This window comes from Phocaeicola sartorii JCM 17136 = DSM 21941, assembly GCF_054653615.1.
This window is the reverse complement of sequence record NZ_BAAIFW010000006.1, coordinates 30,450-44,041: the sequence shown is the minus strand read 5'-3', so window position 1 is coordinate 44,041 and position 13,592 is coordinate 30,450. Positions and strand designations below refer to the sequence as shown.

11 protein-coding genes are annotated in these 13,592 nt (G+C 45.8%); 6 read left to right on the top strand and 5 right to left on the bottom strand.

What is annotated here, in order from left to right:
• Positions 1–217: 217 nt before the first annotated feature.
• The 6 genes from purH (at position 218) to rodA (ending at position 7,639) form a co-directional block, all read left to right on the top strand.
• Entirely contained in the window at positions 218–1,741 is a 1,524-nt protein-coding gene (gene purH / locus ACYQ0C_RS17320) for a bifunctional phosphoribosylaminoimidazolecarboxamide formyltransferase/IMP cyclohydrolase (RefSeq protein ID WP_016277708.1), read from the top strand.
• Between the two features lie 114 nt (positions 1,742–1,855).
• Positions 1,856–2,878 (top strand): rod shape-determining protein, encoded by a 1,023-nt coding sequence (locus tag ACYQ0C_RS17315; protein WP_005842742.1) that lies wholly within the window; start codon positions 1,856–1,858, stop codon positions 2,876–2,878.
• 118 nt (positions 2,879–2,996) lie between these two features.
• On the top strand, positions 2,997–3,845 hold the full coding sequence (gene mreC, locus ACYQ0C_RS17310; protein ID WP_016277707.1) for a rod shape-determining protein MreC: 849 nt from the start codon (positions 2,997–2,999) through the stop codon (positions 3,843–3,845).
• An 8-nt stretch (positions 3,846–3,853) separates the two neighbouring features.
• Positions 3,854–4,354, top strand: coding sequence for a rod shape-determining protein MreD (gene mreD / locus ACYQ0C_RS17305; RefSeq protein ID WP_016277706.1), 501 nt, complete (start codon positions 3,854–3,856; stop codon positions 4,352–4,354).
• Entirely contained in the window at positions 4,354–6,204 is a 1,851-nt protein-coding gene (gene mrdA / locus ACYQ0C_RS17300; protein WP_016277705.1) for a penicillin-binding protein 2, read from the top strand. Before mreD ends, mrdA begins: the two co-directional genes overlap by 1 nt.
• A complete protein-coding gene (gene rodA, locus ACYQ0C_RS17295; protein WP_032942050.1) occupies positions 6,185–7,639 on the top strand; it encodes a rod shape-determining protein RodA in 1,455 nt (484 codons plus the stop codon). Before mrdA ends, rodA begins: the two co-directional genes overlap by 20 nt.
• Here rodA and ACYQ0C_RS17290 read toward each other — a convergent pair.
• The 5 genes from ACYQ0C_RS17290 to cls all read right to left on the bottom strand — a co-directional run bounded on the left by ACYQ0C_RS17290 (position 7,636) and on the right by cls (position 13,464).
• Positions 7,636–8,139, bottom strand: a complete 504-nt coding sequence (locus ACYQ0C_RS17290; RefSeq protein WP_016277703.1) for a gliding motility lipoprotein GldH — start codon at positions 8,137–8,139, stop codon at positions 7,636–7,638. The two genes, rodA and ACYQ0C_RS17290, sit on opposite strands and share 4 nt — an antisense overlap.
• Entirely contained in the window at positions 8,102–9,643 is a 1,542-nt protein-coding gene (locus ACYQ0C_RS17285) for a PSP1 domain-containing protein (protein ID WP_016277702.1), read from the bottom strand. Before ACYQ0C_RS17285 ends, ACYQ0C_RS17290 begins: the two co-directional genes overlap by 38 nt.
• Before the next feature lie 89 nt (positions 9,644–9,732).
• Positions 9,733–10,857, bottom strand: coding sequence for a DNA polymerase III subunit (locus tag ACYQ0C_RS17280; RefSeq protein WP_016277701.1), 1,125 nt, complete (start codon positions 10,855–10,857; stop codon positions 9,733–9,735).
• A 26-nt stretch (positions 10,858–10,883) separates the two neighbouring features.
• Complete coding sequence (gene metF / locus ACYQ0C_RS17275) at positions 10,884–11,837, bottom strand: methylenetetrahydrofolate reductase [NAD(P)H] (RefSeq protein WP_016277700.1); 954 nt, start codon at positions 11,835–11,837, stop codon at positions 10,884–10,886.
• Between the two features lie 331 nt (positions 11,838–12,168).
• Entirely contained in the window at positions 12,169–13,464 is a 1,296-nt protein-coding gene (cls, locus tag ACYQ0C_RS17270; RefSeq protein WP_016277699.1) for a cardiolipin synthase, read from the bottom strand.
• Between the last annotated feature and the right edge of the window lie 128 nt (positions 13,465–13,592).

The window sequence follows — 13,592 nt, the reverse complement described above, 5'->3', positions numbered from 1 at the left end:
TTACAAGGCGTGGCGATGAATCGGATTGCTGATTGGCCGACACGCTGTTTGTCTGGGGAATATAGTCCATTCAACTGATGTTTCAGCTTATTGATACATAGGCAAATCATTCAAAACTGATTAAATATTATGGGATAAATAATATTTCACGTTTATGTGTGGAATTTATAGACCGAAAATTTATACCTTTGTAGCCCAAATACTTAATCTATAAAAAATGTCAGAGGCTAAGAGAATTAAAACCGCGTTGGTGTCGGTTTATCACAAAGAAGGTTTGGACGAGATTATAACCAAACTACACGAAGAAGGAGTGGAATTCCTGTCAACAGGAGGTACAAGACAGTTTATTGAATCTTTAGGCTTCCCGTGCAAGGCGGTGGAAGACTTGACTACTTACCCCTCTATTTTGGGCGGGCGCGTGAAGACATTGCACCCCAAAGTGTTCGGAGGTATTTTGTGTCGTCGTGGTTTGGAACAAGATATGCAGCAGATTGAGAAATATGAAATACCCGAAATAGATCTGGTAATCGTTGACCTGTATCCGTTTGAGGCAACTGTAGCTTCGGGTGCCGAAGAGCAGGCTATCATCGAAAAGATAGATATAGGTGGTATTTCGTTGATCCGTGCTGCTGCCAAAAACTTTAATGATGTGGTGATTATCGCCAGCCAGGCACAGTACAAGCCGTTCCGCGATATGTTGTTGGAACATGGCGCTACTACTTCACGCGAGGAGCGTCGCTGGTTCGCAAAAGAAGCATTTGCTGTTTCTTCTCATTATGATTCTGCCATCTTTAACTATTTTGATGGCGGTGAAGGTTCGGCTTTCCGTTGTGCGGTGGAAGAGCAGAAACAACTTCGTTATGGCGAGAACCCTCATCAGAAAGGTTATTTCTATGGTAATCTGGATGCGATGTTCGATCAGATTCATGGAAAGGAGATCTCTTACAACAATTTGTTGGACATCAATGCAGCCGTTGATTTGATTGACGAGTTTGATGAGGTGACATTTGCGATTCTGAAGCATAATAATGCATGTGGACTGGCTTCACGTCCTACGGTGCTGGAAGCATGGAAGGATGCGCTGGCCGGTGATCCGGTATCGGCTTTCGGCGGTGTACTGGTTACTAATGCCGTGATTGACAAGGAGACAGCGGAAGAAATCAACAAATTATTCTTTGAGGTGATTATTGCTCCGGATTATGATGTGGATGCTTTGGAGATTCTGGGACAGAAGAAGAACCGTATCATTCTGGTCCGTAAGGAAGCTAAATTGCCGAAGAAGCAGTTCCGTTCTTTGTTGAATGGAGTGCTGGTTCAGGAAAGAGACCTGGATGTGGAAACGACTGCCGATTTGAAGCAGGTGACTGAAAAAGCTCCTACAGAAGCTGAGATAGAGGATATGTTATTTGCAAACAAGATTGTGAAGAACAGCAAGAGCAATGCTATCGTACTGGCTAAAAACAAACAGTTGCTGGCTAGTGGTGTCGGCCAGACTTCACGTGTGGACGCGTTGAAACAAGCGATTGAAAAAGCTAAATCATTTGAATTTGATTTGAATGGCGCTGTGATGGCCAGCGACGCTTTCTTCCCGTTCCCCGACTGCGTGGAAATAGCGGACAAGGAAGGCGTGAAAGCCGTTATCCAGCCGGGAGGCTCTGTAAAAGACGACTTGACTTTCCAATATTGCAATGAACATGGCGTAGCTATGGTTATTACAGGAATCCGTCACTTTAAACACTAAGGCATTTACAATTTACCATTTACAATGTACATCCGGACTGTTTGGGTAGTCTTGTTCATGTAAATGGTAAATTGCGAATTGTAAATTGTAAATTGCTAAATTGTAAATGAATTTATGGGATTATTCTCCTTTACACAAGAGATTGCGATGGACCTTGGCACTGCCAATACCATCATTTTAAATAACGGGAAGATTGTAGTGGACGAACCTTCGGTCGTTGCGCTTGATCGCCGTACCGACAAGATGATTGCCGTAGGCGAACGAGCCAAAATGATGTACGAGAAGGAAAATCCGAATATCCGTACCGTACGTCCGTTGCGCGACGGGGTTATCGCCGACTTTAATGCCTGCGAACAAATGATGCGCGGTCTGATCAAGAAGGTAAACATGGGCAACCGCTTCTTTTCCCCTTCTTTGCGTATGGTGATCGGTGTCCCTTCAGGCAGTACCGAAGTAGAGCTTCGTGCGGTGCGTGACAGTGCCGAGCATGCCGGAGGACGTGACGTCTATTTGATTTTTGAACCGATGGCTGCTGCTATCGGTATCGGTATTGATGTGGAGGCTCCCGAAGGCAACATGATTGTTGATATAGGCGGAGGATCTACAGAAATTGCTGTGATCTCATTGGGTGGTATTGTGTCCAACAACTCGATCCGCATTGCCGGTGACGACCTCACTGCCGATATTCAGGAATATATGAGCCGCCAGCACAATGTAAAGGTCAGTGAACGTATGGCCGAACGTATCAAAATACACGTAGGCGCTGCCTTGACTGATCTGGGCGATGATGCTCCCGAAGATTACATTGTACGCGGACCTAACCGCATCACTGCTCTTCCCATGGAAGTTCCGGTATGCTACCAGGAAGTGGCTCATTGTTTGGAAAAGAGCATTGCCAAGATCGAAACGGCTATCCTCAGTGCGTTGGAACAGACTCCCCCTGAACTTTATGCCGATATTGTATTGAACGGCATTTATCTGGCAGGTGGCGGTGCTTTGCTGCGTGGCCTGGACAAGCGTCTGACAGATAAGATCAATATTCCGTTCCATATTGCCGAAGATCCTTTGCTGAGTGTGGCAAAAGGTACTGGTATTGCACTGAAGAATGTAGATCGTTTCTCATTCCTAATGCGGTAAATAATTTGCTGATGAGGCAATTTGCTAATATGCCAATTACCATGCGGACATGGCGCACCAATTGGCACATTAGCACATTGGCACATTGCTCAATTGGCACATTGAATAATTATTATTAATGAAGAATCTGCTGAATTTCTTTTTAAAGTATAACTACTGGTTTCTCTTTGTTCTTCTGGAGACAATCAGTTTTGCTTTATTATTCCGTTTCAACAGTTATCAAGGAAGCGCGTTCTTTACATCGGCTAATTGGGTATCGGGAGCTATGTATGATGTGGCCAACAATGTTACCGGATATTTTCATCTGAAGGCCATTAACGATGAATTGGTACAGAAAAATGTGGAATTGGAATTGCAGTTGGAGAGTATCCGTGAAGCTTTGGCCGAAGCGACGGAAGACAGCAGTGGCATAGAACAGATCAAGCGGGAAGCACTGGCTGGTTATGATATTTTCAAGGCCAGCGTGATAAACAACAGTGTGACCCATGCTGACAACTATATTACACTTGATAAAGGAGAAGCGGATGGAATCCGTAGTGAGATGGGGGTAGTGAACGGAAGCGGTGTGGTTGGTATTGTTTATCTCACTTCCCCGCATTACTCCATCGTCATTCCGGTGTTGAACTCCAAAAGCAGCATCAGCTGTAAAATCAGACGGAGTGATTATTTCGGCTTCTTGAAATGGGATGGCGGTTCGTCCGAATTTGCTTTTGTAAAGGATATGCCCCGTCATTCATTATTTTCTTTAGGTGATACAATTGTGACCAGCGGGCATAGTGCTGTTTTTCCTTCCGGTATTCCGGTGGGTACGGTCGATGATATTGCCGATAGTCACGATGGGTTGTCTTATTTGCTGCGAGTGAAGCTGTTTACGGACTTTGCCCGTTTGAACGATGTGCGCGTAATTGCCCAAAAAGGGCAGGAAGAACAATTGGAGTTGGAAAAGCAGGTAAAAACGATTAAGTAAGAAGGCGGATGTTGACTTATCTACAAAGAATAGAGTGGTTTATCGGACTGGTACTGTTGCAGGTGCTGGTATTGAATCACATGCATATCAACGGGTATGCCACTCCTTTCTTTTTTATCTATTTTATTTTGAAATACAATTCGGGAGTGGGTCGCAATGTCCTCATGATATGGGCGTTCCTGCTGGGATTGTCTGTCGATATATTTGGTAACACGCCGGGGATGAATGCGGCTGCGGCTACAGTACTGGCTTTTATGCGCGGGCCTGTCTTGCGGCTGGTCACTCTCCGCGACAGTGCCGAGGATTTTGAACCGGGTGTCAAGAGTATGGGGTTCTCGCCTTTCTTCCGGTATATCTTGTTGTGCACTTTCTTATTTTGTTCTATCTTACTTGTCATTGATACTTTTTCATTCTTCAACCTGCCTGTATTATTATTGAAAATATTGACAGACGCCTCGATAACCATCGTTTGTATATTGTGCGCTGAGGCGATCAGGAGGAAAAAATAGTGGAAAGAGATTATAATCTGGAGAAAAGGAAATATGTGATCGGTGCATCGGTAATCGTTATTGTGCTGATTTATCTGATACGTCTTTTTACCTTGCAGATTATGAGCGAGGATTATAAAAAGAATGCGGACAGCAACGCTTTTCTGAACAAGACGCAATACCCTAGCCGTGGGGTGATGTACGACCGGAATGGCAACCTGCTGGTGTATAACCAGCCTGCATACGATGTCACGATGGTGATGAAAGAGGTACATGACCTTGATACGCTTGATTTATGTAAAACATTGAACATTACCCCCGAGTATTTCAAGAAGCGTATCCGTGAGATCAGGGACAGACGTTCCAATCCGGGCTACTCCCCTTATACCCATCAGGTATTTATGACCCAACTTTCGGCGGAAGAGTGCGGGGTCTTCCAGGAAAAGTTGTTCAAGTTTCCAGGTTTCTATATTCAGCGGCGCACCATCCGCCAGTATAATTACAATTCGGCGGCTCATGTCTTGGGGGATATCGCGGAAGTGTCCAAGGGCGACATTGAAGCGGACGATTACTATGTACGTGGTGACTTCATAGGGAAACAGGGGGTGGAACGCTCATACGAAAAACAGCTGAGGGGCGAGAAAGGAGTGGAGATATTACTGCGCGATGCCCGCGGACGTATCCAGGGAAGGTACATGGACGGGAAATATGACAAAACCCCCGTCCCGGGAAAGAATCTGAAACTAGGTATAGACATAGAACTTCAGATGTTGGGAGAGCGTTTGTTGGAAGGAAAGATAGGCAGTATAGTGGCCATCGAGCCGTCAACAGGAGAAATACTCTGCATGGTATCCGCTCCCTCTTTTGATCCGAGACTGATGGTAGGACGCCAACGGGGTAAAAACCATCTGGAACTGGCACGCGACAGTTGGAAACCCTTGCTGAACCGTTCCATTATGGGACAATTCCCGCCGGGCTCTACTTTCAAGACTACCCAGGCGCTGACTTTCCTGCAAGAAGGGATTATTACTCCCCAGACAGCCTATTCTTGCTATCATGGTTTTGTGTATGCCGGACTTCGGGTGGGATGCCATGCACACGGCTCCCCACTACCTTTGGTGCCTGCTATCGCTACTTCCTGTAACGGCTATTTTTGTTGGGGGCTGTTTCACATGATAGGGGCGAAGAAAAAGTATGGTTCCGTACAGGCTGCCATGAATACATGGCGTGACTATATGGTTTCCATGGGATTCGGCTATCCGCTGGGAGTGGACCTTCCCGGTGAGAAACGCGGGATGATTCCGAATGCCGCCTATTATGACAAGAACTACCGGGGTTCCTGGAACGGACTGACTATTATTTCTATTTCCATCGGCCAGGGTGAGGTGACAGCTACTCCGTTGCAGATTGCCAACCTGGGAGCTACGATTGCCAACCGGGGCTATTATATTACTCCGCATGTGGTGAAAGAAGTGGAAGACGAACCGCTGGACACCTTGTTTACTTCCAAACATTATACGAAGGTGAACCGCGAACATTATGAGACAGTAGTCCAGGGGATGCGTGCGGCAGTGACGGGCGGTACTTGCCGTAATGCCAATATCCCCGGTATTGAAGTGTGCGGCAAGACCGGTACGGCGCAGAACCGTGGAAAAGACCATTCCGCTTTTATGGGCTTCGCACCGATGAATGATCCTAAGATCGCCGTGGTGGTCTATGTGGAAAATGGTGGATGGGGGGCAACTTACGGTGTGCCCATCGGTTCATTGATCATGGAGAAATATTTAAAGGGCGAGCTTTCACCGGAGAGTGAGGCGAAAGCGGCTGAAATACAAAGCAGACGAATAGATTATGGCATACACGAACGATAGTATATGGAAATCAGTGGACTGGATGACCATCTGCATTTATCTGATGTTGGTTATCTTTGGATGGTTCAGCGTATGTGGAGCCAGCTATGATTATGGCGAAATTGATTTCTTCAGTTTCGATACCCGTGCGGGAAGACAGTTTGTATGGATCTGTTGCTCGTTGGGGCTTGGATTTATCCTGATGATGTTGGAGGATAAACTATATGATATGTTTGCCTACATTCTGTACGGGGCTATGCTGCTGTTGCTGCTGGTAACACCTTTTCTGGCAGAGGATACCAAGGGCTCTTATTCGTGGATAAAATTCGGGCCTGTAAGTTTACAACCGGCGGAGTTCGCTAAATTTGCTACAGCGCTGGCTTTGGCTAAATTCATGAATGTCTATGGGTTTACCATGAGCAAGTTGAAGTATTCATTGCCTATAGTAGGGATGGTGTTGCTGCCTATGCTGCTTATTATCTTACAACGGGAAACGGGGTCGGCGCTGGTTTATCTGGCTTTCTTTTTTATGTTTTACAGGGAGGGGATGCCGGGTTCTATTTTGTTTGCGGGAATTTGTGCTGTGGTTTATTTTGTAGTTGGAATCCGTTTTGACAATGAACTGATGGCGGATGACTGTACTTCTATCGGTGAATTTTCCGTATTGTTGTTGATCGTCATTCTTTCTGCCTTGCTGGTGAATAGTTATTGTAAGAAAGCATCGGTAGTGTGGTATATTCTGGGGATTGGCGCCGGTGGTACCTTGCTGGCTTTATTATTCTCGTATTATGTCATCCCTTTTGATGTTACCTGGTTTCAATATGGGTTGTGTGTAGCTTTATTGTTCTACTTGATCTTCCTTTCCATGCGTGAACGTATGCGCAATTATTTTTATATCGCTCTGTTCGCGATAGGATCGATGGGGTTTCTCTTTTCTGCTGATTATGTTTTCAATCATGTGCTGGAGCCGCATCAGCAGATACGTATCAAGGTGGTGCTGGGCATGGAGGAGGACTTGGCCGGAGCAGGATATAATGTGAATCAGAGTAAGATTGCCATTGGTTCGGGAGGCTTATGGGGAAAAGGATTTTTGAATGGTACGCAGACCAAGCTGAAGTATGTACCCGAACAGGATACGGACTTTATCTTCTGTACGGTAGGAGAAGAAGAAGGGTTTATAGGCTCGGCTGTTGTTTTGCTTCTTTTCACCGGACTGATTTTACGTCTTATTGTGGTGTCGGAGCGCCAGCATACCCGTTTTGCCCGTGTTTATGGATATTCGGTGCTGAGCATCTTCTTATTCCATCTGTTTATTAATATAGGTATGGTGTTGGGGCTGACTCCCGTTATCGGCATACCATTGCCTTTTTTTAGTTATGGAGGGTCTTCCTTGTGGGGATTTACAATCTTGCTTTTTGTATTTCTGCGCATTGATGCAGGACGGGGGAAACATTAGTTCATCGGGCTTTCCAACCTTCGCAACCGGATACCTACATCACTGATTCCTGTTAACGGATTGTCCGTCATGATGTGAACGATGCGGAAAGCACGTGTGCTTCCTTCCGCGCGGATGGGAAGGGATGCCTTATAAGGCAGGCCGCATTGATATAGTCCGCAAGGGCCGTCTCCTGTTTTGTTTCCGGCTTCATCGGCAAGAAAGAGTTGCAAAGTATCTGTGACATAAACCAAGGAATCTTGTGTGTTATGGCCGATTTCTAACCAGAGATCTCTGTAAGGGTAAGATTCTTGATGGCGTATGCCGATTTCCACTTCGTAATTTCCGGCAGGGATCGAATTGGGCAAGGTATAGACAAGCGTATCACTTTTACTCCATCCGTCAAGGGACACGGGTTCATAAGAGTGATAGACTGTATTGTTTTGACAGGCTGCCAATATTAGGATTGGCAGCCATGTCAGTTTATTCTTTAGTTGATGCAGGAGTTTGTGGCTTTTCATTCGGAGTTTGGCTCTTGTTTCCGTTGTTGTTATTGTTGTTTTCCTTTCCGCCTCCGTCGTTCCGGTTTTCACCGCCTCCTTCATTGTTGCCGTTGTTGGGACGGCGTCTGTTGCGGTTCCGGTTTCCGTCTTCCTTATTTTCCCGGTTGCGTTCTTCCCGACCGCGGTTTTCCCGCTTACGGTTTTCTTCTTTAGGGTGGTTTCCGTTCTCCTCGCGTGGTTGTTGAGTCCTGTTTTCTCTAGGTTCCCTAGGTTCTTTGGGGTCTCTGGGTTGCTTGGGACGCCCTTCTCTGGGTGGCCGGTTCTCTTTTGGCTGTTGCAGCCGGTTCTCTCTGGATGGTTGTGGACGTTTGTTCTCGTTAGGGGTACCTTCTCCGTTGGTACCGTTATTGCCGTTGTTTTCCGGTTTGCGCTTTTTCTTTCGGTTGCTGTTGTTACCTTTTCGTTTGTCGAACCGGGTTAAGCTTTCCTGTTCCACCAAATCGACAGGTTTCTGAGGTTCGTTCTTTTTCACGGATTCGGTCAGGCTTTCCGGTTTCTCACCACGTCGGTTCATATTGATAATTTCAAATGCACGGCGTGCGGTGATGGTTACAGCATTGGCTATGAAGTTTTTGTCAGTAGAATACATGATGGTTCCCTTCAGAATGTCCGCTTTGAAGAAATAGAAAGTCCCATCTACAGTTTCCAAAGTCATTTCTTTGCTAGGCAGGCGTTTCTGGGACTCTACATAAGCATCCACCTCATAGTTGAGACAGCATTTCAGTTTGGCGCATTGCCCGGCTAACTTCTGTGGATTCAGGGAAATATCTTGATAACGGGCTGCGCTGGTAGATACGGACACAAAATTTGTCATCCAGGTAGCGCAGCACAATTCACGGCCGCAGGGTCCGATGCCGCCAATGCGTCCGGCTTCCTGGCGGGCACCGATTTGTTTCATCTCGATACGTACGCGGAAAGCTTCAGCCAATACCTTGATCAGTTGGCGGAAGTCCACGCGTTCGTCCGCAATGTAATAAAAGATAGCTTTGTTGCCGTCTCCTTGATATTCCACGTCACCGATCTTCATGTCCAGATTCAGATTTTTGGCTATTTGACGGGAGCGGATCATGGTATCATGTTCCTTGGCTTTAGCCTCTTCGTATTTTTCCATATCTACCGGTTTAGCCTTGCGGTAGATACGTTTGATTTCAGCATCGGGCTTGATGTTTGCCTTGCGCATTTGTAAAGGCACCAGTCTTCCCGTCAGGGTTACCGTACCGATATCGTGTCCGGGACTTGCTTCTACAGCTACTATATCTCCTTTTTCCAGCTTCAGTTTGTTGCTGTTCTTGTAATACCCCTTGCGGGTATTCTTGAATTGAACTTCGACCATTTCCTGTTCCTCGGTGTTTCCGGGGATATCAGCCAGCCAGTCGTATGTGTTCAGCTGCTTATCCTGTCGTCCGCAGCCTTTGCAACACAAACAGCCACTTCCGTCCTTTAATTTGAATTCATTATCCATAATTCTGTTTTAATTGGGAATTGAGAATTGAGAACTAAGAAATAAATGCCATGCAATGCTATTGTTTCCTGATCTCCAATTCTCAACTTTTAATTTTTCAATAGCACAATCATCTTCAAAGAGAAATCAAAGAACACCATTTTGGGGTTCACATTCTGTCCTATATGTAGTTGTGCTTCACTTAGTTCGTCCATTATGCCCATCACATTCCGCTCGTTGACAAACGGTGCGAAACGGGTGGAAAAATTTTGTTCCTCGGGATTCATATACACTAAATCACGTTGATGAAAGTTGTATATGAAGTTTTCGCGTATCATGCGTTGGCAGTAGGCCAGAAAATTCTTCTGACGCTCACGCCCCATGGAGGCTACCGCATCGCTCCATTGTTTCATCTCGCGTATCTTCCGTTGGTAGGAGAGGCGCATCAGGCTTATGAAGAGTTCAAAAAACAATTTGTTCTCCTCGCTCAGGTGTATGGTTTCCAGTGCTTTCAGGAAATTGCCTTCTGAGCGGTGCGCTATATCGTCGGCGTCTTCCGGTTGCAATCCGTATTTGGTTTGCAGTACTTTTGAAATCTCAGGTTCTTCGATACCATGAATGTTAAATCGTTGGGTACGGCTCTGGATGGTTTGCAGGATGGCATCAGGCTCTTCGGATACTAATAAGAAAACAGTCATGGCGGGAGGTTCTTCCAATAACTTCAGCAGTTTGTTGCTGCATTCCATGTTCATTTTTTCGGGAAGCCAGATGATCATGATTTTATGACCGCCCTGACTGGATTTCAAGCTGAGTTTTCGTACAATCTCGTCACTCTCTTTCACGAAGATTTGCGCCTGTTGGTTTTCTGCTCCCATTTCTTTCAGCCAATGGTTCAGATTGAAATAGTGGTTTTGCAGAACAAAGTTGCGCCAGTCTGCTATGAAATCATCGCATACCGTGTCCTTTCCGGCTTTTTTCTTGATCACGGGAAAGGCGAAATGCAAATCAGGGTGTATCAGTTTGTTGAATTTCACACAAGAGGGGCATACTCCGCATGCATCGTGCCCGCCACGGTTCTCACAGCAAATATAACGGGCGTATGCTATTGCCAAAGGTAACTTTCCTGTACCTTCGGGACCGCAAATCAGTTGGGCATGAGGGATTCTCCCTTCCTTTACTTCGGCAATGAGCCGTTCCTTTGCTTCTTCTTGTCCTATTACATCTTTAAAAAACATTCTTTCTAATCACTAGTTACTCACCACTAATAAATCGCTTTCGCTACTTCTTTCACACTGTTCACAGCACTTACGGTATAGAAATGGATGCTGGGGACACCATAACCTATCAGTTCTCTGCACTGGTGTATGCACCATTCTATGCCAAGGGCTGCGGCCTCTTCATCGGTTTGACATTTCATTGCTTCGACTGCCAGTTCTTGTGGCAGGTCTATCTTAAATGTCTTGGGTATCATACTTAGCTGGGATAGTTTGCGGAAAGGTTTGATGCCGGGGATGATCGGTACATTGATACCTTCTTTCCTTACTCTTTCTACAAACTCGAAGTATTTGCGGTTGTCATAGAACATCTGTGTTACAGCATATTCGGCTCCCGCTTCTATCTTCTTTTTCAGCCAATAAATATCTTGCTCCATGTTGGGCGATTCCTCGTGTTTCTCGGGATAGCAGGCTACTCCATAACTGAAAGGGGTTCCTGTTATCTTGATGGGTGAACCGTCCACAAACACGCCTTTATTGAAATCGTTGATCTGTGATTCCAGTTCTATGGCATGGTTATAACCATTGGTTTCGGGAACAAAGGCCGATTCATGCTTTGCCTTGTCACCGCGCAGCACCAATAAGTCGGTGATACCCAGAAACTGGAGATCCAGCAATACATATTCCGTATCTTCGCGGGAAAAGCCGCTGCACAGGATATGCGGCACTGTTGTTATATTGTATTTGTTTTGCAGAGCGGCGGCAACAGCAACCGTTCCCGGGCGGCGGCGCTGGCGTGTGCGTTGGAACAGCCCGTTGCCCAGGTCTTTGTATACATATTCGCTGCGGTGGGTGGTGATATTGATATATTTAGGGTCGAATTCGCGTAACGTATCAACCGTCTTATATAGTTTTTCAATACCCGTTCCTTTCAGCGGAGGGAGGATTTCAAAAGAAAAAGCCGTCTTATCCGTACTTTTTATTAAATCAACTACTCTCATCGTTCTATCTCGTTCTCTTGTGCCTTATCGGGCGGAATTACATATTTGGGCAAAAATAAGAAAAATATCGTAGTTTGAGGGGATGAAAAAGGGATTTATTTTATCTTCACCTTATAATAAGGTGAAATAGATGGAAGAAAGAACACTCTGCTTGTAGAATCCGCTTCAAACTCCAGTTATGAAACGGCAAAATGCGAACCCCATTTACACGTACGTACGTGTAAATGGATGTCTCCAGAAGTGGAAGCCGGACTAACAGGGAACAGTCACCGGTTGGACTCCGGAATGGGATACGGATATTTGGAATTGAGCAATTACGCCGTTCCTCGGGTTAAAGGAACGGTGTGAACAGATTGGCAAACCAACCTACAAAGCGCTTCCAACCGGAGCGTTTTTTGTATTCTTCTTTGGTGAGGAGGGTACTGTCCAGTTTGTCGTGTTCGAACATGGTACTCAGTTCGTGGGTGGTTGCCTTGTCAAAGATAAAGGCGTTCACCTCGTAGTCGTAGCGCAGGCTGCGGCTGTTCAGATTGGTGCTTCCCACGGTGCAGAACAGGCTGTCCACCATCATGATTTTGGAGTGATGGAACCCTCCGTTGTACACGTAAATCTCCGCTCCTTTCTTGCGCAATTTGTTCGCAGTATAGAAAGCGGCGTCAGGGGTGAAGGGAATGTCCGATTTACCCGGTATCATGATCTCTACTTCCACACCTCGTTTCAAGGCGCGTTTAATGGCTTTCTTGACGCTGGAGGTGGGGGTGAAGTACGGGTTCACTATCTGTACCTTGTCCTGTGCGGCATCAATGGACTTGATGTACACTTGCCGCATCAGTTTGGGAGCTTTTCTGGGAACACGGTCCACTATCGCTACTTTCTTGTCTCCTTTGAAAGTGGAATCGTTTCGTAAGGGATAGTATTTGTCTCCGCTTACATGCTGTTTGGTGCTTTTGTTCCACATGGTCAAGAAGATGTCCTGTAACTCATTTACAGCCTCCCCTTCTATGCGGATATGCATGTCTCGCCAGTCGCCTATTTCCGGCAGGCCTTTGATATAATAGTTGGCTATGTTCATGCCGCCGGTATATCCCACCTTTCCGTCTATGACTACAATCTTGCGATGATCTCTGTGCAGGGCGTGATTGATGTAGGGGAATTTAAAAGGGTCAAACTTGACAATCTCTATGCCTTTGGCGCGGATGGCATTCAGATGCTCTTTTTTCAGCGGTCTGTTGTTCGACAGGTTGCCGAAAGCGTCGAACAGTGCTCTGACTTCCACTCCTTCTTTCACTTTCTCACCCAATAAGTCAAATAGTGCATTGGCTATGGAGTCATTACGGAAGTTGAAGTATTCCAGATGAATATGATGTTTCGCCTTTCGTATTTCCTCAAAGAGGTCGATGAATTTGGCGCGGCCGCTTTTCAATAATTTCAGTTTACTGTTCCGGGTGATGGGAATGCCGGCATCTTTCAGGAAGCTGATGACTGCGGAGTCACTGGTATAGGTAGGTATCGTATCTGTTACCGTTATACGGATGCTGTCTGCTTCTTGTGGATTCGCCGTTCCTGTAGTGAAGGATAAGATGAATAAGAGTGTAAGATAAATATGTCTTTTGATATCAAATTTCATTGCTTTTTAAAATTAGGGTTGCAAAGGTATTTATTATTCTAGGAATGAGCAAGTCATCGGTATTATTTATGCTTAAAAGGGAGAAATAGAACAGTATGGTTGGTCTGTTTGACCGGTTGTTGCTTTAC

Excerpts from the sequence above, each read along its gene's own strand:
- ACYQ0C_RS17315 (WP_005842742.1), top strand. The coding sequence starts at position 1,856 with ATGGGATTATTCTCCTTTACACAAGAGATTGCGATGGACCTTGGCACT.
- mreD (WP_016277706.1), top strand. The coding sequence starts at position 3,854 with ATGTTGACTTATCTACAAAGAATAGAGTGGTTTATCGGACTGGTACTG.
- metF (WP_016277700.1), bottom strand. The coding sequence starts at position 11,837 with ATGAGAGTAGTTGATTTAATAAAAAGTACGGATAAGACGGCTTTTTCT.
- purH (WP_016277708.1), top strand. The coding sequence starts at position 218 with ATGTCAGAGGCTAAGAGAATTAAAACCGCGTTGGTGTCGGTTTATCAC.
- ACYQ0C_RS17285 (WP_016277702.1), bottom strand. The coding sequence starts at position 9,643 with ATGGATAATGAATTCAAATTAAAGGACGGAAGTGGCTGTTTGTGTTGC.
- mreC (WP_016277707.1), top strand. The coding sequence starts at position 2,997 with ATGAAGAATCTGCTGAATTTCTTTTTAAAGTATAACTACTGGTTTCTC.
- ACYQ0C_RS17290 (WP_016277703.1), bottom strand. The coding sequence starts at position 8,139 with ATGAAAAGCCACAAACTCCTGCATCAACTAAAGAATAAACTGACATGG.
- rodA (WP_032942050.1), top strand. The coding sequence starts at position 6,185 with ATGGCATACACGAACGATAGTATATGGAAATCAGTGGACTGGATGACC.
- cls (WP_016277699.1), bottom strand. The coding sequence starts at position 13,464 with ATGAAATTTGATATCAAAAGACATATTTATCTTACACTCTTATTCATC.
- ACYQ0C_RS17280 (WP_016277701.1), bottom strand. The coding sequence starts at position 10,857 with ATGTTTTTTAAAGATGTAATAGGACAAGAAGAAGCAAAGGAACGGCTC.